The organism is Catellatospora sp. NPDC049133, from assembly GCF_040648455.1.
GTDB lineage: Bacteria > Actinomycetota > Actinomycetes > Mycobacteriales > Micromonosporaceae > Catellatospora > Catellatospora aurea.
In genome coordinates this window covers 22,480-44,031 of the sequence record NZ_JBEZDT010000028.1, presented here as the reverse complement: position 1 = coordinate 44,031, position 21,552 = coordinate 22,480, and the positions used below count along the sequence as shown (strand labels likewise).

Genomic DNA, 21,552 nt, shown 5'->3' with positions numbered 1-21,552 from the left:
TGGCTACGGCGACCGCCGTCCGCCGGGCCTCACCCTGGGGGCCAGGTAGCGGGCGGTGTGCCCGTCGGCTGCGGCGACCTGTGCCGGGGTGCCCGCCGCGACGATCCGGCCGCCCGCGTCGCCGCCGCCCGGCCCCAGATCGACGACCCAGTCGGCGGTCGCGACCACGCCCATCTCGTGCTCCACGACGATCACCGTGTTTCCGGCCTCGACCAGGTCCTGGAGCTGCCCCATGAGCAGCTCGACGTCGGCGGGGTGCAGGCCGGTGGTCGGCTCGTCGAGTAGGTAGAGGGTGTGGCCGCGGTGGGCGCGCTGCAGTTCGGTGGCGAGTTTGATGCGCTGCGCCTCACCGCCGGACAGCTCGGTGGCGGGCTGGCCGAGCCGCAGGTAGCCGAGGCCGACCTCGCGCAGGGTGCCCAGGCTGCGGGCAGCGGCGGGCACGTCGCGCAGGAAGTGGCCGGCCTGCTCGACGGTCATGGCGAGCACGTCGGCGATGGTCGCGCCGCGGTAGGTGATCTCCAGCGTCTCGGGATCGTAGCGCGCGCCGTGGCAGTCGGGGCAGGTCGCGTAGGTGCCGGGCAGGAAGATCAGCTCGACGGTGACGAAGCCTTCGCCCTGGCATGTCGGGCAGCGCCCGGCGGGCACGTTGAACGAGAACCGGCCGGGGCCGTAGCCGCGGGCGCGCGCCTGCTCGGTGTTGGCGAAGACCTTCCGCACGGCGTCGAACATGCCGGTGTAGGTGGCCAGGTTCGACCGGGGGGTGCGGCCGATCGGCTTCTGGTCGACGCGGACGAGGCGGTCGAAGTGCTCCAGGCCGCGCACGTCGGCGGCGAGCACGTCGGTGTCGTCGACCGGTGCGAGGCCGAACTGCGCCTCGGCGGTGTCGTCGGGTTCGGCTGCCGCGACGCCGAGGTGGCGGGCGACGACCTCGGCCACCACCTGCGTCACCAGTGTCGACTTGCCGGACCCGGACACCCCGGTCACCGCGGTGAGCGTGCCCAGTGGCAGGTCTGCGTCCAGGTCGCGCAGGTTGTGCCGGTTGACGCCGCGCAGCCGCAGCCAGCCCGTGGGCCGCCGGGGTTCTCGCCGGGGCGGGCGGGCCCGGCCGGGGAACAGGTACGGCCGGGTCGCTGAGTCCGCAGCGTCGCGCAGGCCGGTGACCGGTCCGCTGTAGACGATCCGCCCGCCGGCCTCGCCCGCACCGGGGCCGACGTCGACGAGCCAGTCGGCACGGCGTACCACGTCCATGTCGTGCTCCACCACGAAGACCGAGTTGCCCGCGGCACGCAGGTGGTCCAGGACCTGCAGGAGCGGCTCGGCGTCGGCGGGGTGCAGTCCGGCGGACGGCTCGTCGAGCACGTACACGACGCCGAACAGTCCCGATCGGAGCTGGGTTGCGATCCGCAGCCGCTGTGCCTCACCCGGTGACAGCGTCGGCGCGGGCCGGTTGAGCTGAAGGTAGCCGAGTCCCAGGTCGACGAGTACGCCGATGCGTTCGGTCAGGTCGGCGGCGAGTGTGCGGGCGACCTCGGTGCGCTCTCCGGACAGCGACGACTCCCACGCGGGCTCCGGATCGGCCAGGGTCGCGGTGGGCCGCAGCACCTCGGCCAGCGCCGACAGCGGCAGCGCGACCAGGTCGGCGATGGTGCGCCCGGCGAAGGTGACCGCCAGCGCCTCGGGCCGCAGCCCGGTCCCGTCGCAGGTGGGGCACGGTCCGATCGTCACGTAGCGCAGGGCGCGTTCGCGGTTGCGTTCGCTCTTGGAGTTGGCCAGCGTGTGCATGATGTGCGACCGGGCGCTCCAGAACTGGCCGTTGTACACGGCCTCGCCCCGGTCGCGGTGCGGGTGCACCTCGACGACCGGCTGTTCGTCGGTGTAGAGGATCCAGTCCCGCTGCGTTTTGGGCAGCCGGTGCCAGGGCCGGTCCACGTCGACGCCGAGCGCGACGAGGATGTCGCGCAGGTTGACGCTCTGCCACGCGCCCGGCCAGGCCGCGACCGCGCCCTCGCGGATGCTGAGCCTCGGGTCGGGCACCATGAGCGGTTCGGAGACCACGTGGGTGCGGCCCAGGCCGTGGCAGGTCGGGCACGCGCCCGCGGCGGTGTTCGGGGAGAACGCCTCGGCCTCCAGCCGCTGCTCGGTGCCGGGCGGATAGGTGCCCGCGCGCGACAGCAGCAGCCGCAGCAGGTTCGACAGCGTGGTCAGCGTGCCCACCGTCGAGCGGGCTCCGCCCGAGCCGCGGCGCTGCTGCAGCGCCACCGCGGGCGGCAGCCCGGTGATCTCTTTGAGCTGCGGCGCCGGCAGCTGGTTCAGCAGCCGGCGCGCGTACGGGGCGACCGACTCGAAGTAGCGCCGCTGGGCCTCGGCGTAGATGGTCGCGAACGCCAGTGAGGACTTGCCCGAGCCGGAGATGCCGGTGAAGGCGACCAGAGCGTCGCGCGGCAGGTCCACGTCGACGTCGCGCAGGTTGTGCACCCGAGCGCCACGGACCCGGACGAACTGATCATGGGTCGGCGGCCGCGTTCTGGGCACGCTACGAGGGTACCGCGAAGCCCGCCCCGAGTTCACCGGTCTGCACTGGATGGCCCTCAAAAACCGCTGGTCAACGAATCCTTCAAACATGTAACCGAGATACCCGCGCCGGCGGACTTGAACTGCATCGGCGGCAGCGCTACATCAGTCGAATGCCAGTTGGTTGGTCGGTCGGGCTGGATGCGCGCGAAGAGTTCGGCCTGGCGATCGAACAGATTGCGGCGCATTCGGACATGTTTCGGAGATTCAGCGGTGCTGGCCGAGCCGCTGGGACGGTACGACACCCTTTCGGGCGATGGGGACCTTGATCCGCGACGGCGGACATCCATACGCAGGGACCTCTGATGCGATCCCGAATCCAGCAGGCCGAGACGGGCCAGCACCAGCGCGCGGGAGCATCGGGAACCGATCAGCTGCCGCGACGGGTCCAGTGGCAGCATGGACAGCAGCCGGTCGTCGGCGACCACGTCGCGGGTCTTCACTGCGCTACCGATCAACACGACATCGGCCTCGGCCAGGAACTCCATCGGGCGCTGGCCGGTCACCTGGCGAGGGGATCGGCGGTCGAGCCCCATCGGCATCGGCGACATCCGCTTCGGCTGACGGAGGCGCTCGGTACCGGATACCCTGTGGCTGATTTGTCCTCTATGTTCGGTCTGGGGACGCCACTGACACGGAGGTTCCCGTGACCGACTTGCGATACCGGATGATCATGGCGCTGAGCGCCATCGACCTGGGCAATCCACTCGCCGAGCAGGTGGCGTCTGTCTGCGCGGAGATCTCCGAGCAGTACTGCGCCGAACTGCACCTGGCCAGCGAGGTGGCACAGCTGGCTATGGACACCGACCCACTGGCCGGCTCCTGCCGGATCGCCGCGGCCGAAGTCGAAACGGCTGGGAGCGTGCGATGACCGTCACTCTCACGCCCTCGCTGGACATACGCCGGGCCGCCGACCGGTTCTGGACCCGCCTGGGCTGGCTCGACTCAAGGCACAGCTTCTCCTTCTCCCGGCACTACGACCCGCAGAACACCCACCATGGCCTGCTCCTGGTCAGCAACGACGACAAGGTCCGCGCCGGCACCGGCTTCGAGACCCATCCACACGAGGACATGGAGATCGTCACCTGGGTGCTGGCCGGATCGCTCGTACACCAGGACTCCACCGGCCATTCCGGCGTCATCTACCCCGGCCTGGCCCAGCGGATGAGCGCCGGCACCGGCATCCTGCACTCGGAGAAGAACGACTCCTGGCGGCTGGACCATACCGCGCCGCACACCGAGCCGGTGCACTTCATCCAGATGTGGGTGGTGCCCGACGAACCAGGGGTGAGCCCCGGCTACGAGCAGCACGAACTGTCCGACGAACGACTCCGTGCGGGCCTGGTGCCGGTGGCCTCCGGCATGGACAGGCACCGTGACGACACGGCCATCCGCATCAGGAACCGTCACGCGGCCCTGCTTGCCGCCCGTCTGGCCCCCGGGCAGACCGTGCAGTGCCCCGCGGCGCCGTTCGTGCACCTGTTCGTCGCCCGAGGCGCCGTGGAACTGGAAGGCAGCGGGCGGCTGGACCGGGGCGATGCGGTCCGGATGACCGCCACCGGCGGCCAGCAGATCACCGGCATCGACGATGCCGAGGTCCTGATCTGGGAGATGCACGCAGCGCTCCAGCTGGACTGACGTCCACATGACCTAATGCAATGGCCGCGTACGACAGGGGAGTGGCGGCGCGCTCCGGCTTCGGCGGCCGCAGCGGGGCGACGTGCGGGTGACACCCCGATCGAAGACGTATACGCCTCCGCGGTGGCCTGCTCAGCCGGGGAGATCTTCTGGGCGCTTGGCGGCGAGCTTGCCGTGCAGCAGTCCGGTGGACTGGCCGACCTCGATGAGGTATCCGTCCGGGTCCCGCAGGTAGCAGCGGATCTCAGCGCCGCGGTCGATCGGCGGTGTGACGAACTCGGCGCCCTTGGCTTTCCACTCCTCATAGCGGGCTTGAATGTCGCCGACTCGCAGGTTTAGGAAGATCGACGTGGTGTCGCCGGGCTGATAGTCGACCAGTGAGATACCGGGCTTGTCGGGTGTGGGCGGCCCGCCTGGGTTCATGATGATCCATGAATTGGCCAGCTTGACGATGCACGGGTTCTCGTCCAGGACCACCGTGCCGCCTAAGACGCGCGAGTAGAAGTCACGGGATTGTGCGACCTCGCGGACGGTGATGAACAAGGTCATCACCATGCCTTCGGTGGGTGCGGGAAGGTCGGCGATGTCGATGTGGGGCGCGGGTTCTGTCATGAAGTTGCTCCACCTTGGCGGCGCTGCAGGGCATCGGGTCCAACTGGGCGTGTCTCAGCGTTGCCTGGGCATGGCGTCCTGCCGGCTGAATGTCCGACTGCGGGTGCCGTCGAGTGGCTCGGTCCCAGACATTATCCTGTGAATCAGTCTCTTAGGTGCATTCGCTGTCATTCAGACGACGCGGTGTCGTTCAGATTGGTCAAGACCTGACGGAGCTCGGCAGCGTACGCCGCGACGGCGTCAACGCTGCGGCAGCAGTGGCGCGGCGGCCGCCCAGGACTGAGGCGAGCATGAGTGCGGGTACGGGATGGGTCGTGGCGCCTGGTCGCGGGGCAGCCCGGACATGACCTCCGGCCGCCGGCCGCCGGTTGTCTGCGCGGCCGCCAGCAGTCCGTCGGCGATGCGGTCGGCTGCCGCGTGCTCGCCGTAGCGGCGCAGGCCGGCGACCGCGATGGCCGTGTCGTGGGGCCACACGGATCCGTTGGGAGCGGGTCCTAGATGGCGAACCCGAACGCGGCGGCGTCGTCGGCGTAGCCGCGGTCGCGGTAGTCGGCGGCCAGGCGTACGTAGCGGCCGTAGTTGTCGTCGGTGGGCCGCTGGTCGGGAGCTGGGCCGGTGCGGCGACCTGCCCGGTGGCGGTCGCTGTCCGGCGCCGTCGGCGTGCCCGGCGGCCGGCGGGAGTTCAGCGTGTACTCGCGCGACGGGGCCTGGGAACTGCCCACCGACACCCACTACCCGGACGCTTTCGCGACCCGCGGGCGGCCTCCCGTGACCGGGGAGGCCGCCCGCAGCCGGTGATCGGCAGCGTTACGGGGTCCAGAAGTTGCCCGAGACCACGATCATCGTCTGCAGTTGCAGGCTGGCCGAGTAGTAGCCCGACGTGTCCAGCGGGGTGGCCTTGATCTTCGTCCACAGCGCGTCGAGCCAGGCCTGGCTGCCCGGGTCGGTCATCGCGGCCACCGCGAACGGTGCGAAGAACGCCGCCTCGGAGCCCGAGCTGATCGCGGTGCCGTTGAGTGCGTACCCGACGGCGATGTTGGACGGGTTGCCGGCGGTCTTGGACTTGATCCAGGTGTTCATCTTGCGGGCCGCCGCCAGCGACTGCGCGTCGCCGCTGGTGACCGCGTCGGCGCCGATCCGCCACGGGTCGCGGCAGGCGTTCCACCAGTACTTGCCGTCGTTGGGGTCCTCCAGCACCTGCCCGGCGGCGGGCTTGGGGGTGGTGTTGGTGTTGATGACGAAGTCGGGCAGCAGGCCGGTGCTGGGGGCGTAGCCGCTCTGCAGCGACGCGGTGACCGACTGGTGCTTGGCCAGGATGGTGTCCCAGGCGGCGTCGCCGGTGGCCTTGCGGTAGGCGCGGAAGTGGCCGGGCATCCAGTCCGAGGTGCGGCTGATGTAGTAGTACTGGTCGCCGGCGCTGCTCCAGTCGCCGAGCAGGGTCAGCTTCGTGGTCGCGTTGATCTCGCTGGCCTTGATCGCGTTGATCCGGGTGGTGGCCAGCGACTTGTAGTTGTACGTGCCCGTGCTGCCCCACTGCTTGTCGGCCAGCAGCAGCGCGTACGCGATCTCCAGGTCCCCGTCGGTGGCGGAGTCGGAGCCGTTGACCGAGGTGCACGAGGTGTTCTGCTCGGCGGCGTGCAGGTTCGGGTTGTTGACCGACGGGTGCGCCAGCACGTACTTGAGCAGCCCGTCGAACTGCGTCTTGGCGTTGGGGTCGGCACCGGCCATCAGCGCGGTGATGACCATGCCGTAGCCCTGCGCCTCGGCGACGTAGGGGTGGTCGGCGTCCGGGGAGAAGACCTCGTACCAGCCGTTGCCGCAGTTCTGCTTGACGAACGCGCTCTTCCACGTGTTGTAGTAGTTGATCACCGTCTGGTCGTGGGTGGCCGCGGCGCCGGTGAGCTTGAGCGTTCCCGCCGCGTACGGCTTGGTGTGCGAGCCGAACGGCACCGCCGGGCCGCCGGGCGGTGGGGGAGAGGTGCTCGGCGACGGGGTGCCCCCCGGCGGGTACACCTCGAACTCGAACAGCGAGTAGCCGTACGCGGTGCCGCGGGCGGTGCCGTACATGCGGATGTAGCGGCCGCTGCCGCTCAGCCCGGTGAGGTCGTCTACCGCGCCGTTGCCGGTGGTGGTCGAGTAGATGGTGGTCCAGGTGGCGGCGTCGGGCGAGACCTCGATCCGGTACGCCTTGCCGTAGGCGGCCTCCCAGCGCAGGGTCACCTGTCCGATCTGCTGGACGCTGCCGAGGTCGACGCGGATCCACTGCGGGTCGCTGCCCTCGGCGCTGGCCCAGCGGGTCGAGGTCGAGCCGTCGACGGCCTGGGCGCCGCCGAGCGTGGACGTCTCGGTGGAGGAGACGGCGGTAGTGCGGCCCAGGGCCAGGTTGGTGGCGGCCTGGGCGGAGGCGGCGAGGACGAGCCCGCCGAGAAGAGTGCCGGCGGTGGCCACGGCGGCGGCCGTGAGCAGGGGTCGGGCCCGTCCGGGCCGGGCTGTTCTACGCATCATTGCGGGTCTCCTGTGGAGGGTCGCGGTGCGTGCCGCAATTGCGGAACGCGGTGATACGAGCGGACATGTGACCGCACGACGGGCGCCGGCGGGCGGTCGCGATGGCCCAGGGCCCCGGGCTCGGGGGGAACTTATGCCAGGGGATGCCCGTGACACAAGACGGTTAGGAAGATTGCCTAACAATTAGCGGAGACCCTTGACGGCATGCGGTCGTCGCCCTAGTCTCCGCCATTAGTAAATCTGATTGCCTAATGTTTCTTCGACATCAAGCGAGGGCGGATGACCCGACCAGCCGGTTCGTCGAAGCTGCTGCGCGCCATGAACGAGCGCGCTGTCCTGGCCCACCTGCTGGACCGGGGCCCCCTCACCCGTGGTGCGCTGCGGGAACTGACCGGGCTGAGCAAGCCGACCACCTCCGACGTGCTGCGCAGCCTCACCGATGCGGGGCTGACGATGGTGGTCGGGCGCAGCTCGGGCGGCCCGGGACCGAACGCCGAGATCTACTCGGCGAATCCGACGGCCGGCTTCGCGATCGCGGTCTGTATCAGGGAGGTCTCCGAGATCCCGGGCCCGTCACTCGTCGCGGCAGTGATCGACGCCGGGGGCGTGGTGCACGCCCGGGTCGAGGACTCGATCGACCTGACGACGCTCGACCCCGTCGACGCGATCAGTGACACGGTGATCCGGGTGGTCGGGCAGGCCGGGGTCCAGGCTGCCGCGGTCCGCCACGTTCAGCTCGGGGTGCCGGGTTCATACGACGCGGCGACCGGGGTCATCCATTACATCGACGTGCCCGGGTTCGACCGGCCCGGTCTCGTCGAACGAATCGCGGCACGGCTGGGCACCGTGGTCGAGGTCGAGAACGACGTCAACCTCGCGGCGATCGCCGAACGCGCCCACGGCGTCGCTGCCGGGGGCGCCGGCTTCACACTCTTCTGGCTCGGTGACGGACTCGGCCTGGCCATCGACCTCGGCGGCACGCTGCTGCGCGGCGCGCGAGGCGGCGCGGGCGAGATCGGCTACGTGCCGGTGTCGCTGCCAACCGTCCGTCCGCCCGCCGACCTGCAGAGCCTGATCGGTGGTCCCGCTGTCGTGGCCCTCGCGGCAGAGCACGGCATCGCGGCCGCCACTCCGGGCACCGCGATCACCACGGCCGTCGCCTCGGCCGACCCGCGGGCCGGTCGTTTTCTCGACGCGGTGGCCGCCCGCGTCGCGCTCGGCCTGGCCGCCGTCGCCGGCGTGCTCGACCCGCCGCTGATCGTCCTCGCCGGCGAGGTCGCCCAGGCCGGCGGGGAGGCACTCGCGCAGCGGGTCCGCGCCGCGCTGCCCGGCACGACCCCGCTCGACATCACCATCGCCGTCACCGCGGTCACCGAAGACGCCGTCCTGCTCGGCGCGCTCGACGCCGGATGGCGAGCGGTGCGCGAAGCACTGATCGACAACCAGCGCACCGCGATGCGGGCCGCCTGACCGGCACCCGCCGCAGCGTGTCCCAGCACTGCTCCTCCGATCAGTACCACCGATCAGCCGCCACGTGGCCCGACCGGCCGCCTTCCCGCACCAGGCGAAGGGCTGGTCGTGCCGTGATCCCGCACCGCCGCACTTCTGATTCCGGAGAGGAACACTTCATGCAACGTCTGCTGAACCGGCGTACGACCTTGGTGGCCGGCCTGGCCGCGGCATTGGCACTGGCCACGGCGTGCACCCCGGCCGAGGCACCGAAGCCGATCGCGACCCCGGGCGTCGAGCCCACCGGCGCGGTCGAACTGTGGCACTTCTTCACCGACCGTGAGGCCAAGGCCGTCGACGAGACGCTGGCCAAGTTCAAGGCGAAGTATCCGAAGGTCACGCTGACCGTCAAGGGCGGCCAGGACGACGCCAAGGTGACCACGGCGATCGGCGCCGGCACCGGTCCGGACGTGGCGATCAGTTACTCGACCGACATCGTCGGCAAGTTCTGCGCCGCCGGCGCGTGGGTCGACCTCAACCCGTACCTGCAGCGCGACGGCGTGGACCTCAACGCGATCGCGGCCGTGGCCCGGTCCTACACGGAGTTCCGGGGCAAGCGGTGTGCGATGCCGTTCCTGGCCGACGCGTACGGCTTCTACTTCAACAAGGCGATGTTCGCCGAGGCTGGGCTGACCGAGGCTCCCAAGACGCTCGCCGAACTGTCCGAGATGGCCAAGAAGCTCACCAAGCGCTCGGCCGACGGCACCATCGAGCGGGCCGGATTCCTGCCCCTGTTCGGGTTCTACGAGAACTCCCCGTCGCACTTCGCGCCGATGGTCGGCGCGAAGTGGCTCAACGACGACGGCACCTCGGCGATCGGCACGGACCCGGCCTGGAAGGAGCTGCTCACCTGGCAGAAGGAGCTCGTCGACTGGTACGGCTACGACAAGCTGGAGAAGTTCCGCGCGTCGCTGGGCGACGAGTGGTCGGCCGACAACGCGTTCCACAAGGGCAAGATCGCGATGGCGGTCGACGGCGAGTGGCGGATGGCGTTCCTCAAGGACCAGGCGCCCGGCGTCGAGTTCGGGGTCGCCCCGCTGCCGGTCAACAAGGCCGAACGCGCGGGCGCGGGCTACATCACGGGCAACGTCATCGGCGTCTCACGGACCGCCCGCAACCCGGAGGCGGCCTGGGCGCTGATCAAGTTCCTGACCACCGAGACCGACACCATCGTGGACCTGTCCAACGGCATCCGCAACGTGCCGACCACCACCGCGGCGCTGACCTCGCCGCGGCTGTCTGCGGACCCCTTGTTCAAGGTGTTCCTCGACATCTTCGCCAACCCGAACTCGGGCACCACCCCGCCGAGCGGGATCGGCCCCGGCTACCAGGAGACCTTCTCCGAGTTCCTGCAGGGGTGGCAGTCCGGGACGAAAAAGGACCTGGCCGCCGGACTGGCCGACGTCGACGTCCGCGTCGACAAGATGATCAAACTGGCCGGCTAGCGGCGATGCCCACCACAGCCAGCCAGGGGAGCGCCGGCCGTAACCGGCGCTCCCCGCGCCACCTCGTCGCCTTCACGTTCATCGCGCCCGCGCTGATCGGCATCACGATCTTTCTGATCTACCCGCTGATCGCCGCCGTCTACTTCTCCTTCACCCGCTTCGACATGTTCAACCCACCGGTCTGGGTCGGCCTGGACTTCTGGGAGTACGTGCTGTTCGACGACCCCACCGTGCGGATCGCGGCGAAGAACACGCTGGTATTCGTGCTGCTGATGGTCCCCGCCCGGACCATCGGCGCGCTGCTCACCGCCATGCTGCTCAACGCGATGAAGCGCTCCCGCAGCATCTACCGCACGCTGTACTACCTGCCCGCCCTCGCGCCGCCGGTCACCGCGACCATCGCGTTCGTGCTGCTGCTCAAACCGGGTACCGGCCCGGTCAACACGCTGCTGGCGACCCTCGGCGTCGAAGGGCCGGGCTGGTTCAACGACCCGGACTGGGCCAAAGCGTCGCTGACCCTGCTCGCCCTGTGGAGCGTCGGCGACCTGATGATCATTTTTGTGGCGGCGCTGCTCGACGTGCCGCAGGCCCTCTACGAGGCCGCGTCACTGGACGGCGCGGGCCGCTGGGCCAGGTTCCGCTACGTCACCCTGCCCACCATCTCGCCGGTGCTGCTGTTCGCCACCATCACGGGCGTCATCGGCACGCTCAACTACTTCACCCAGGCCGCGGTCGCCGGCAGCGTCGCCTCCGGCCAGGTCACCTCGGGCAGCGGCATCGCCGGCACCTTCGGCTACCCCGAGAACTCGACGCTGACCTACCCGATGCGCCTGTACTCGATCGGATTCGGCAACAACCTGTTCGGCGCCGCGAACGTCATGGCGGTCATCCTGTTCGTGGTGTCCATGACCGCCACGATCATCCTGCTGCGGCGATTCAAGGCGTTCAGCGGAGGCGACTCATGACCAGATCCACCGGCCGCGGACACCACATGCTCGGCTTCGTCGCCCGCCACGCGATCGGCATCGCGCTGGCGGGAATGTTCCTCGCTCCGGTCGTCTTCCTGCTGCTCACCTCGTTCATGACCAGCGACCAGACGCTGACCGCGAACATGTGGCCGCAGAGCTGGCACCCGGAGAACTACGTCGAGGCGTTCCGGAAGACACCGCTGCTGCGGTTCATGGGCAACACCTTCCTCTACGCGATCCTCGCCACCGGGTTCATGCTGCTGTCCAGCGTGCCCGCGGCGTACGCCCTGGCCAAGCTGCGGTGGCGCGGCCGCAACACGACGATGGTCCTGATCATCTGCATGATGATGCTGCCGCCGCAGGTCACCACGGTCCCGCTCTACATGATGTGGGCCAACACCGGACTGACCGGTTCACTGTGGCCGCTCATCCTGCCGATGCTGGCCGGCGACGCGTTCTCCATCTTCCTGCTGCGCCAGTTCCTGGTCACCATCCCCGACGAGTACCTCGACGCCGCCCGCATCGACGGCTGCGGCGAGTGGCGCACGCTGCTGCGCGTCATCCTGCCCATGGCCAGGCCCGGCATCGCCGCCGCGGCCATGTTCCAGTTCTTCTACGCCTGGAACGACTACTACGGCCCGTTCCTCTACACCAGCGAGAACCAGAACGCCTGGACCATCTCGCTGGGCCTGGCCTCGTTCCGGTCGCTGCACCACGTCGAATGGCACCTCGTCAGCGCGGCGACCCTGCTCACCATGGTCCCGGTCATCGTCCTGTTCTTCTTCGCCCAGAAGGCATTCGTCCAGGGTGTCACACTGACCGGCGTGAAGGGATAGCACCACCATGAGGATCGCCGTGGTCGGCGGAGGGTCGACCTACACCCCCGAGCTGATAGACGGGTTCGCCTGCCTCGACGCGACCGTCACCGAGATAGCGCTGATCGACCCAGCCGCCGACCGGTTGCCCGTCGTCGGCGGGTTCGCGCAGCGGATCTTCCGCCGCCACGGACACCCCGGGCAGATCACCTGGACCACCGACCTCGACGCCGGGCTGACCGGCGCCGACGTCGTCATCATCCAACTGCGGGTCGGCGGGCAGCGTGCGCGGATCAGCGACGAGACGTTCCCGCTCGAGTGCGGCTGTGTCGGGCAGGAGACCACCGGAGCAGGCGGTCTCGCCAAGGCCCTGCGCACCGTGCCCGTCGTGCTCGACGTCGCCGAACGCGCGCGCCGCCGCGCCGCACCCGGAGCATGGATCGTCAACTTCACCAACCCGACCGGTATCGTCACCCGCGCCCTGCTCGACGCCGGCCACCGCGCCGTCGGCCTGTGCAACGTCGCCATAGGTTTCCAGCGCCGCTTCGCCGCGCTGCTCGGCGTCGCACCCGGGCAGGTGACCCTCGACCACGTCGGCCTCAACCACCTGACCTGGGAACGCGGCGTCCACGTCGACGGCGTCGACCGGCTGCCGGAGCTGCTGTCGACGCATCTCGACGGGATCGCCGACGCGGTGAACCTGCCACCGGCGATCCTCACGACACTCGGTGCGGTGCCCTCGTACTACCTGCGTTACTTCTACCGCCACGACCAGGTCGTCGAACAGGACCGCGGCGCGCCGACCCGCGGCGAAACGGTCGCCGAACTGGAAGGCGCCCTGCTGTCGATGTACGCCGACCCTGCCCTGGACACCAAACCCGACCTGCTCGCCCACCGCGGCGGCGCCTACTACTCCGAGGCGGCCGTCGGGCTCATCGGTTCGCTGCGCAGCGGCGACGGCGCCACCCACCCGGTCAACGTACGCAACGACGGGACCCTGCCGTTCCTGCCCGACGACGCCGTCATCGAGGTCAGCAGCCGGGTCGACGCCGACGGCGCGACGCCGCTGCCGGTCCGGCCCGTCGGCCCCCACCTGTTCGGCCTCATCTCCCACGTCAGCGGATACGAGGAACTGGCCGTGCACGCCGCTGTGAGCGGTGGACGCCACCGCGTCTACCAGGCGCTGCTGGCACACCCGCTGGTCGGTCAGCACGACCTCGCCGACAGCCTCACCGACCGGCTGCTCGCCGCGAACACCGCGCACCTGAGGTGGGCCGCGTGATCAGCGAAAAGACCGTGGTCGCGGTCGACGGCGGCAACTCCAAGACTGACGTCATCATCGCCACCGGCGCCGGAACCGTGCTCGGGCGGGCACGGGGACCGGCGTCCTCGCCGCACCTGATCGGCGTACCCGACGCCATCGGCCTGCTCGGCCGGCTCATCGCACAGGCCAAAGAGCACGCGGGCCTTCACCCGGCGGCGGTGTTCGACCGGGCCGAGGTCTACCTTGCCGGCGCCGACCTGCCCACGGAAGTGCGGATCCTGACCGAGGCGGTGACCGCGGCCGGATGGGCAGACCACAACCGGGTCGACAACGACACCTTCGCCCTGATGCGCGCCGGCACCGACGCCGAACGCGCGATCGCGGTCGTGTGTGGAGCCGGTATCAACTGCGTCGGCCGCGACGCCGGCGGGCGGACCGCCCGCTTCCCCGCCCTCGGGATGATCACCGGAGACTGGGGCGGCGGACACCACCTGGCCTCCCTGGCCCTGTGGCATGCGGCCCGGGGTGAGGACGGCCGCGGTCTGGCCACCCGGCTGACCGAGGCGGTCATCGACCACTTCCGAGTGGCCACGGTCGAAGACCTCGGCATCGCCGTGCATCTCGGCGAAGTCGACGCAGCCCGCATCGCAGAACTGACCCCCGTCCTGTTCACCGCCGCGTCCGACGGGGACGAGGTGGCCCGCCGAATCGTCGCCAAACAGGCAGCCGAGGTGCTCTCCCTGGCCCGGGTCGCCGCCGAGCGGCTCGGCATGCGCCACGAGCCGCTGGCCCTCGTGCTCGGCGGGGGCGTGCTCGCCGCCCAGCATCCGCTGCTGCACCAGGCGATCCTTGAGGGCGTGCCGACCGCCCTACCCTGCGCCGAGGTGGTGGTGTCGGCGCAGGCCCCGGTCGTCGGCGCCGCCCTGGCCGGACTCGACGCCCTGGGCGCGACGGCAGACGCGAAGTCCGTGCTCAGGACTGCCGGGTAGCAGCATCACAGAAAAGGCAAACAGTTTTCCCAATCTCTTGACATCGAACGACGCCATTGCAATGCTCTTCGCAAGCGGCTTGGCGCGGCTCCGCTGCACCTGCGGAAGTGACGTGCTCAGTGAACAACTGCCCCGGCCGGTGGACTTCTCCTACCTCTTGGAGACACCGTGCGCTGGAAAACAAAGCTGCCCACCCTCGCCGCGGCCGCCACCATGCTGGTGGCTACGGCGCTGATCGTGATCGTCGACCCGGCCGACGCCGCCGACGTCCTCCTGTCCCACCACCGGCCCGCCACCTCCTCGTCGACCGAGAGCAGCCAGTACGGTCCGGGCAACGCCGTCGACGGCAACGCCACGAGCCGCTGGGCCAGCGTCGAAGGTGCGGATCCGCAGTGGATCCGGATCGACCTCGGTTCGTCCGTCGCGATCAACCGGGTCAAGCTGACCTGGGAGGACGCCTACGCGTCGGCGTACCGGCTGGAGACTTCGCCGGACGGGACCGCCTGGACCGCCGTCAAGACCGTGACCGGCGCCGACGGCGGCACCGACGACCACACCGGCCTCAGCGCCACCGGACGGTACCTGCGCATGTACGGCACCGCACGCGGCACGTCGTACGGCTACTCGCTGTGGGAACTGGAGGTCTACGGCCCGGACGGCGCCCCGGACCCCGGCGCCGCCGACTACCAGGCCGAGAACGCCACACTCTCCCAGGCCGCGGTCTTCAGCAACCACGCCGGATACACCGGGACCGGCTTCGTCGACTACACCAACATCGCCGGCGGCTACATCGAATGGACCGTGACCGCGGCCGCGGCCGGCAGCCGACCGGGCACCATCCGCTACGCCAACGGCAGCACCGCGGCCCGACCGATGGCCATCGCGGTCAACGGCACCACCGTCGCGACCGGGCTCGCCTTCAACCCCACCGGCAGCTGGAGCACCTGGACCGACCAGACGATCAACCTGACCCTGCAGGCCGGCGCCAACACCGTACGTGCCACGGCCACCACCGCCACCGGTGGCCCCAACGTGGACAGGCTGACACTGGGCACCGCGCCGACCGCCTCGCCCACCGCCTCGCCCGCGCCCTCCAACTCGCCGTCGCCGTCGCCCAGCCCGCCGGGCGCAACCACCTTCACCGTCGCCGCCGCCGGTGACATCGCCGACCAGTGCACCGCCAGTTCCAACTCCTGCCAGCACCCGAAGACCGCCGCACTTGTCACGGCGATGAACCCGGAATTCGTCATCACCATGGGCGACAACCAGTACGACGACGCCCGCCTGTCGGACTTCCAGAACTACTTCGACAAGACCTGGGGCAAGTTCAAGTCAAAGATCCGCCCCGCGCCGGGAAACCACGAGACCTACGACCCGGCCGGTGAATACGCCGGCTACAAGTCCTACTTCGGGGCGATCGCCTACCCGCAGGGCAAGAACTACTACAGCTTCGACCACGGCAACTGGCACTTCATCGTCCTCAACTCCAACAGCTTCGACGACGCCGCGCAGATCTCCTGGCTCCAGGCCGACCTCGCCGCGAACACCAAAGGCTGCATCGCCGCGTCCTGGCACCACCCGCTGTACAGCTCCGGCGACCACGGCAACGACCCGGTCAGCAGGCCGATCTGGCAGCTGCTCTACAACGCGCGCGCGGACCTGGTTCTCAACGGCCACGACCACCACTACGAACGGTTCGGCCCGCAGAACCCCAACGCCGGCGCCGACCCCAACGGCATCGTCGAACTGGTCGGCGGCATGGCCGGCGCGCCGCCCTACCCGATCGTCAACGTCCAGCCCAACAGCCTCAAACGGCTGTCCGGGACGTACGGGGTGATCAAGCTGACGGTCACCGACAGCACCTTCTCCGCGCAACTGATCGCGACCGACGGCGCGGTCAAGGACACCAGCCCCACCTACGCCTGCCACTGATGTACATCACCGCCAACCGTGCGCCGGGACGGGCGCTGCTGCGCTCCGTCCCGGCGAACGTCCTCGCCCTCGGCATGGTCAGCATGGTCACCGACATCTCCGCCGAGATGGTCACCGCCGTCCTGCCGCTCTACCTCGTCCTCGCACTCGGGCTCAACCCCCTGCAGGTCGGCGTGCTCGACGGCCTCCACTTCGGGGTGACCGCGCTGGTGCGCCTCGCCGGCGCGCACGCAGGCGACCGCTGGCGCCGGCGCAAACTCGTCGCCGCCGGCGGCTACGGCATCTCGGCCCTGGCCAAACTCGGCCTGCTGCTGGCCGGCACCTCCGTGGGCGCCCTCGGCGCCGTGATCGCCGCGGACCGCACCGGCAAGGGCATGCGCACAGCCCCTCGGGACGCGATGATCTCACTGTCCACCCCGCCGGATCAGCTCGGGCACGCATTCGGTGTGCACCGGGCTATGGACACCTTCGGGGCGTTGCTCGGCCCGCTCGCCGCGTTCGGGATACTCGCCGCGACCGCCGGGTCCTACGACGCCGTCTTCGTGACGGCCTTCTGCGTCGCGGCGCTGGGCCTGGTGCTGCTCGCACTCTACGTCCGCGACCCGCGCAGCAGCGTCCCGGCCGACCCGCCGCGGATCGGGACGGCCCTGCGCGCCATCGCCGGCGAGCGCGAGTTCCGGCGGATCTGCGCCGTCACCGTCCTGCTCAGCCTGGTGACGGTCAGCGACTTCTTCGTCTACCTGCTGCTGCAGAAGCAGCTCGTCATGCCGCCCAGGCTGTTCCCGCTGCTGCCACTCGGCACCGCCGCCGTGTTCCTGCTGCTCGCCGTGCCGCTCGGACGCCTGGCCGACCGGACCAGCCGGGCCAAGGTGTTCCTCGGCGGGCACCTCGCCCTCCTCGCCGCCTACCTCGTGCTCGCGAGCATGGGGACCGGCACCGCTGTGCTGATCACGGTCCTGGTGCTGCACGGCGCCTTCTACGCGGCCACCGACGGCGTCCTGATGGCGGCCGCCGGACCGCTGCTGTCCGAGGCCCTGCGCACCAGCGGCATCGCCGTGCTCCAGACCGCGCAGGCGCTCGCCCGGCTCGGTTCGTCAGTCGTCTTCGGCGCGCTCTGGACCGCCTGGGACGCCCGGACCGGCCTGCTCGTGATGGCGGGTGGCCTTGCGCTGTCCCTGCTCACCGCCCGGAAGGTGATCCTGTGAAACGTGCTCTCATCCTCGCGGCGGCTACCGTGACGCTCGCTGCGGTCGCGATCACCTATGCCGTGACCGCCGCGGTCGACTCACCGGCAGCCGGTGTGGCCCTGGACACCAGCCGCTCGGGGCAACTGCTGTTTCTCGACGCAGCCAGCAGGGTCGCGGCCGTGCCGGCCGACGACCCGGGCGCGGCCCGTACCGTCGGCGATCTGCACTGTCGACGTTTCCACTCGTCCGGCGGAACCGCGGTCTGCCTGGTGGCCGAGGTGCACGGCGGCCTGCCCGGGACGAGCGCGCTGATCCTCGACAGCGGCCTGCGCGAGACGAACCGGCTCAACCTCGCGGGCATCCCAAGCCGCGCCCGGGTCTCACCCAGCGGCAGAATGGTTGCCTGGACGGTCTTCGTGACCGGCGAGACTTACAACGCCACCGGCTTCTCCACCTGGACCGGGATCCTGGACACCAGGACCGGCTATCCGATCGTCAACATCGAGACCATCCCGCTCTACCTCGACGGCAGGCGTCACCATGCCCCGGACGTGAACTTCTGGGGCGTCACGTTCGCCGCCGACGACAACCGCTTCTACGCGACGGTCTCCACCCGGGGCCGAACGTACCTGGTCGAGGGCGACTACCGTAAGTGGGAGGCGCGGTCGTTGCGGGGCAATGTGGAATGTCCCTCGCTCTCACCGGACGGCAGACGCCTGGCGTTCAAGAAGCGGGTCTCGCCTTCGTCCGCCGGGCCGTGGCGGCTGCACGTACTGGACCTGGCCACGATGCGGGAGACGCCGCTGGCGGAGACTGCCAGTGTCGATGACCAGGTGCAATGGCTGTCCGATGAGCTGGTCGCCTACGCGAAACCGGGCGCAGCCGGCAGCTCGGACATCTGGGCCGTGCCCGCAGACGGCTCCGGTAGCCCTCGACTGCTCATCGGCTCCGCGTCTTCACCCAGCGGCTTCGACGTGATGCGGCAGCCGGTCAACGCCACCTCATGACCGCCCAGCCGCTCGGTGGCCACGGCCAGGTCGTAGGCGGGTCGGCCTTCCGCTCCGCGGGTCAGGTGCGCGTCGCCGATCACAGCGTCGAGCCGGGCATGGCCCTGCTGGCGCTGCGCGAGCAGCAGCAGATGATCACATCTGGTCGTGGCGATGCGGGTGGACGGGTCAGGTGGCGCCGCTGAGCCAGGGCAGCAGCGCCGCGTCAGGGGCCGCGGCGGTGCGCCCGGCGTCGGTTAGCGGGGTGAGGTCCGCCTCGTGGATGGCGACGGTGGCTCGTCTGGTTGCTGCACCCGCTGAGGCGAGTCGGCTGCGACAGTGAACGGGTGGCGCAATCGATGCATCGTCACCTGACCGCAGTTGGATGATCGCGGCGCGGCCTGCCGCTGTTCCGTCGTGGGCGGAGCAAGAAACGGTGCCCTGCGACCGTCGGCTGAGGCAGGGGTCATGTTTGGAGAAGGCGGAGCGTCGGCAGCCGGGTGCCGGTCGTGGCTGAACCCGCCGGGGACGGTCGACGGGCGGGCATCGGCTGGGCGCGGCGGCGTGGTGATCACTGTCATGTAAGCCTTCCTCGAACGGCACGTCGCAAAGAAGGCACGGGCCGCAGCCACGAGACAACGTAAGAACGAACCCGAACAAATGGTGGATGATACGCCGAACGGCGGCCGGCTGAACCTGTCAGGCCGCCGTTGCCGACGGCGGATCAGAGCGAGCGGATGTCCGACGCCTGAGGGCCCTTCGGCCCCTGGGTCATGTCGAACTGCACGCGCTGGTTTTCGTCGAGGTTGCGAAAGCCGTGCCGGAGATGGCCGACAAGTGGGCGAAGACGTCCGCACCGCCGCCGTCCTGGCTGATGAAGCCAAAGCCCTTGTTGCTGTTGAACCATGTCACGGTAACTGTGACCATGTCTGCTCCCTCGCAGGCTGTTCAGACCGCACGACGCGGCCGCACGCCGCCACGTTGATCACCCGCTTGGGAAACGACACAAAGGAGAAAGCGCCTGCATGGGTCTTGGCCAGACCACCAGGCACCGAAACGTCTACGGAAATCAAACTGCAACTCACTCACCGTAGCACGGCATTTGCCGCGCGCCGGCACCATCGCGCTGCCGTCGTCACCGCACTGCGCCACGTGGCGCGATTTCGATCGCCGCGACGCGTCGGCCGTGCAGCGCGACGAGCCGGCCATCGATCGTTGAACCTAGATGTAGGAGTCAAGGACGGCAGTGCCGCGCCAGGTGTGCGTAGAGTGGACGGCGGATCAACTCGCCGACGCGATCACCGTAGAAGAAGGACATGACCTTGGCGTTAGCCCCTCCCACGTTCGCTCCGCCACTGTTGCGCGAACCCGCCAGGACCCTCCGCCAAAGAGGGGCGGACAGTTTTCACGCCTCGCTCGCCGCGGCCCTGGCCATCGGACTGGAGAATGCTCTTGAAGCGGGTGACCACCCAAGGGCGATCAGCTTCATCAACCGCGGCTTCGCCGAAGGCAGTCCGCAGCTGGGCTGCGACCTGCTCTGCCGGGCAATGGCGGTCGTCGGGACTGCCCGGACCTGGACCGTGCAGCTGACGCCCCAGCGATCACCTTAGCCGCCCCACACGCCCCACCTGGCGGGGGGCGTGTAGACGGACCGGTCGACTGGCGGCCATGCGCCGGCCGTGTCAGGTGTGGTGCCGAGCATCTCGGCGGTCCGGAGCATCAGTAGCGGGTCGTCTTCGAACATGTCCTGCGGCTTTTGACTCATTCACATCTTCACGACGAGGGCCCCGGCGCGAGAGCGCCGGGGCCCAGGGTTACGGGTAGAACACCATGATCGGCTAATCGCGCCGAAGTGTCGTGTCCGCTCTGGCTGCCGTAATCGGCGCCAGGCGAGAGGATCGCGTAAGCGTGACCGAGACCACCTTTCGTGCGGACGGAACAGCGGCGACCGCCAGGCTAGAAACGACAGCCTGCAACGGGCGATCCAGCGGTGTACCGCCCTCCCTTTCTCTCTGCTTCCACTTGCCTTGCTGTCGTGCCATCCGCCGGCGCTGGAGCCCCACGCAACTCCATGGCCCCACTGCGTACGGCGGACTGTCCAACCCAGGCGAAGCCCTGAACCTTGCCTGGCCTCGCCTGCTTTCATGGCCAACAAGCAGGCACGGCCGACTGCTCCTGTTACGGTGCAACCCCGACCGAACCCGGCCTCACCGGCAACGCCGGGCCCAAACCGCGACCCGGTATTGGTCGGCCTGTACTGCTCGTGCGGCACCATGAACGAACTCGTGCCGTCTTCGCGTTGGTCCAGTACCCGCATGGGCGGGCAATGTTTCGTCGGCGTCTTATTTTTCCTCCGGTGACGGGCATCCACCTGCCCGTCGCGGCCGTAGGCGACGAGCGCTCGACAGCCGCCCACATGAAGGACGGCGTTGCCGACCATTCACCGACGATCAGCGCTGCGACGTCGAGCCAGTCCGGCTCGCTGGTGCCCCAGCCGGCGAGCACGCGCCATGGCCGCCTGCGCAGCGGCGCACCGTTTCCCGTAATCCCCTCCGGGGTGTATGGTCAAGGGCACAGTTTCTTGTTCGTGGATCTTCCACCTCGCCGGGGCGTTCTGCCCGACGTCGGGTTCTCCTTCCGGATTACCGCGGTTGCCGCTGCTCGAGACGGCCCATCGGGGGCCTCGCGAAGCGCAGCCCCCTTATCCAGGAGAACCACATGGCAATCGGCACCGTTAAATGGTTCAACGCAGACAAGGGCTTCGGCTTCATCACCGTTGACGGCGGCACCGCCGACGTCTTCGTGCACCACTCGGTCATCCAGCTCGACGGCTACCGTGAGCTGCGCGAGAGCGAGCGGGTCGAGTTCGACATCGTGCAGGGCCCGAAGGGTCCGCAGGCCGAAGCCGTACGCCTGGTCTGATCCACCAGCCATTTCCCGTACGCGTGGCCGGCACCGCGTATGCCGCTACGCCGACCACGCGTACCCATCCACCGTCCCGACGGCTGCCCGGAAACGGGTGAGAGCCGCCGTGTGCGCGACTCCGAAAGGCTCCAATTTGAGCACAGCAGTCTCCGAACGGCCACGCCGCCGAGTGCGCCGACCCGCACGGGCGTCGGCCCCAGCCGCGA

Annotated in this window: 19 protein-coding genes and 1 pseudogene; 13 read left to right on the top strand and 7 right to left on the bottom strand. The window is 69.5% G+C overall.

The genetic code is table 11. The features are described from left to right. Positions 1–3: 3 nt before the first annotated feature. Together uvrA and AB0B35_RS28485 are read right to left on the bottom strand one after the other, a co-directional pair. Complete coding sequence (uvrA, locus tag AB0B35_RS28490; RefSeq protein WP_361050827.1) at positions 4–2,532, bottom strand: excinuclease ABC subunit UvrA; 2,529 nt, start codon at positions 2,530–2,532, stop codon at positions 4–6. 56 nt (positions 2,533–2,588) lie between these two features. Further along, positions 2,589–3,077 (bottom strand): hypothetical protein, encoded by a 489-nt coding sequence (locus tag AB0B35_RS28485; RefSeq protein ID WP_361050825.1) that lies wholly within the window; start codon positions 3,075–3,077, stop codon positions 2,589–2,591. Positions 3,078–3,217: 140 nt separating this feature from the next. Here AB0B35_RS28485 and AB0B35_RS28480 point away from each other — a divergent pair, with 140 nt between their 5' ends. Then, positions 3,218–3,442 carry a hypothetical protein gene (locus AB0B35_RS28480; protein WP_361050822.1) on the top strand — a complete coding sequence of 75 codons (225 nt, stop codon included), beginning with the start codon at positions 3,218–3,220 and terminating at the stop codon, positions 3,440–3,442. Beyond that, entirely contained in the window at positions 3,439–4,209 is a 771-nt protein-coding gene (locus AB0B35_RS28475) for a pirin family protein (protein WP_361050819.1), read from the top strand. The genes AB0B35_RS28480 and AB0B35_RS28475 overlap by 4 nt, the downstream gene beginning before the upstream one ends. A gap of 132 nt (positions 4,210–4,341) precedes the next feature. On the opposite strand, the gene AB0B35_RS28470 is transcribed toward AB0B35_RS28475, so the two are convergent. The 4 genes from AB0B35_RS28470 to AB0B35_RS28455 all read right to left on the bottom strand — a co-directional run bounded on the left by AB0B35_RS28470 (position 4,342) and on the right by AB0B35_RS28455 (position 7,326). Then, positions 4,342–4,821 carry a VOC family protein gene (locus AB0B35_RS28470; RefSeq protein ID WP_361050816.1) on the bottom strand — a complete coding sequence of 160 codons (480 nt, stop codon included), beginning with the start codon at positions 4,819–4,821 and terminating at the stop codon, positions 4,342–4,344. A gap of 240 nt (positions 4,822–5,061) precedes the next feature. Then, complete coding sequence (locus AB0B35_RS28465) at positions 5,062–5,295, bottom strand: hypothetical protein (protein WP_361050814.1); 234 nt, start codon at positions 5,293–5,295, stop codon at positions 5,062–5,064. 20 nt (positions 5,296–5,315) lie between these two features. Continuing rightward, positions 5,316–5,543, bottom strand: a complete 228-nt coding sequence (locus tag AB0B35_RS28460) for a hypothetical protein (RefSeq protein WP_361050813.1) — start codon at positions 5,541–5,543, stop codon at positions 5,316–5,318. Positions 5,544–5,628: 85 nt separating this feature from the next. Beyond that, a complete protein-coding gene (locus AB0B35_RS28455; RefSeq protein ID WP_361050810.1) occupies positions 5,629–7,326 on the bottom strand; it encodes a glycosyl hydrolase family 8 in 1,698 nt (565 codons plus the stop codon). A 279-nt stretch (positions 7,327–7,605) separates the two neighbouring features. Here AB0B35_RS28455 and AB0B35_RS28450 point away from each other — a divergent pair, with 279 nt between their 5' ends. The 10 genes from AB0B35_RS28450 (at position 7,606) to AB0B35_RS28405 (ending at position 18,627) form a co-directional block, all read left to right on the top strand. Then, positions 7,606–8,796, top strand: a complete 1,191-nt coding sequence (locus AB0B35_RS28450; RefSeq protein ID WP_361050807.1) for an ROK family transcriptional regulator — start codon at positions 7,606–7,608, stop codon at positions 8,794–8,796. Positions 8,797–8,954: 158 nt separating this feature from the next. Then, positions 8,955–10,280, top strand: coding sequence for an ABC transporter substrate-binding protein (locus AB0B35_RS28445; RefSeq protein ID WP_361050805.1), 1,326 nt, complete (start codon positions 8,955–8,957; stop codon positions 10,278–10,280). Positions 10,281–10,285: 5 nt separating this feature from the next. Continuing rightward, a complete protein-coding gene (locus AB0B35_RS28440; RefSeq protein WP_361050802.1) occupies positions 10,286–11,245 on the top strand; it encodes a sugar ABC transporter permease in 960 nt (319 codons plus the stop codon). After that, positions 11,242–12,084, top strand: a complete 843-nt coding sequence (locus tag AB0B35_RS28435; RefSeq protein WP_361050800.1) for a carbohydrate ABC transporter permease — start codon at positions 11,242–11,244, stop codon at positions 12,082–12,084. Before AB0B35_RS28440 ends, AB0B35_RS28435 begins: the two co-directional genes overlap by 4 nt. 7 nt (positions 12,085–12,091) lie before the next feature. Continuing rightward, a complete protein-coding gene (locus AB0B35_RS28430; RefSeq protein ID WP_361050797.1) occupies positions 12,092–13,345 on the top strand; it encodes a 6-phospho-beta-glucosidase in 1,254 nt (417 codons plus the stop codon). Then, entirely contained in the window at positions 13,342–14,316 is a 975-nt protein-coding gene (locus AB0B35_RS28425; RefSeq protein ID WP_361050794.1) for a BadF/BadG/BcrA/BcrD ATPase family protein, read from the top strand. The genes AB0B35_RS28430 and AB0B35_RS28425 overlap by 4 nt, the downstream gene beginning before the upstream one ends. A gap of 168 nt (positions 14,317–14,484) precedes the next feature. Next, a complete protein-coding gene (locus AB0B35_RS28420; RefSeq protein ID WP_361050791.1) occupies positions 14,485–16,248 on the top strand; it encodes a discoidin domain-containing protein in 1,764 nt (587 codons plus the stop codon). Next, the gene (locus AB0B35_RS28415; RefSeq protein WP_361050788.1) at positions 16,248–17,453 is read left to right on the top strand and encodes an MFS transporter; all 1,206 of its coding nucleotides are present in this window, start codon (positions 16,248–16,250) and stop codon (positions 17,451–17,453) included. The genes AB0B35_RS28420 and AB0B35_RS28415 overlap by 1 nt, the downstream gene beginning before the upstream one ends. Continuing rightward, positions 17,450–18,442, top strand: a complete 993-nt coding sequence (locus tag AB0B35_RS28410) for a hypothetical protein (protein WP_361050786.1) — start codon at positions 17,450–17,452, stop codon at positions 18,440–18,442. Before AB0B35_RS28415 ends, AB0B35_RS28410 begins: the two co-directional genes overlap by 4 nt. Beyond that, a complete protein-coding gene (locus AB0B35_RS28405; protein WP_361050783.1) occupies positions 18,439–18,627 on the top strand; it encodes a hypothetical protein in 189 nt (62 codons plus the stop codon). The genes AB0B35_RS28410 and AB0B35_RS28405 overlap by 4 nt, the downstream gene beginning before the upstream one ends. A 518-nt stretch (positions 18,628–19,145) precedes the next feature. Here the strand turns inward: AB0B35_RS28405 and AB0B35_RS28400 are convergent. Next, a pseudogene (locus AB0B35_RS28400) lies at positions 19,146–19,348 on the bottom strand (cold-shock protein). 1,791 nt (positions 19,349–21,139) lie between these two features. Here AB0B35_RS28400 and AB0B35_RS28395 point away from each other — a divergent pair. After that, positions 21,140–21,343 carry a cold-shock protein gene (locus AB0B35_RS28395; RefSeq protein ID WP_361050779.1) on the top strand — a complete coding sequence of 68 codons (204 nt, stop codon included), beginning with the start codon at positions 21,140–21,142 and terminating at the stop codon, positions 21,341–21,343. Positions 21,344–21,552: the final 209 nt, after the last annotated feature.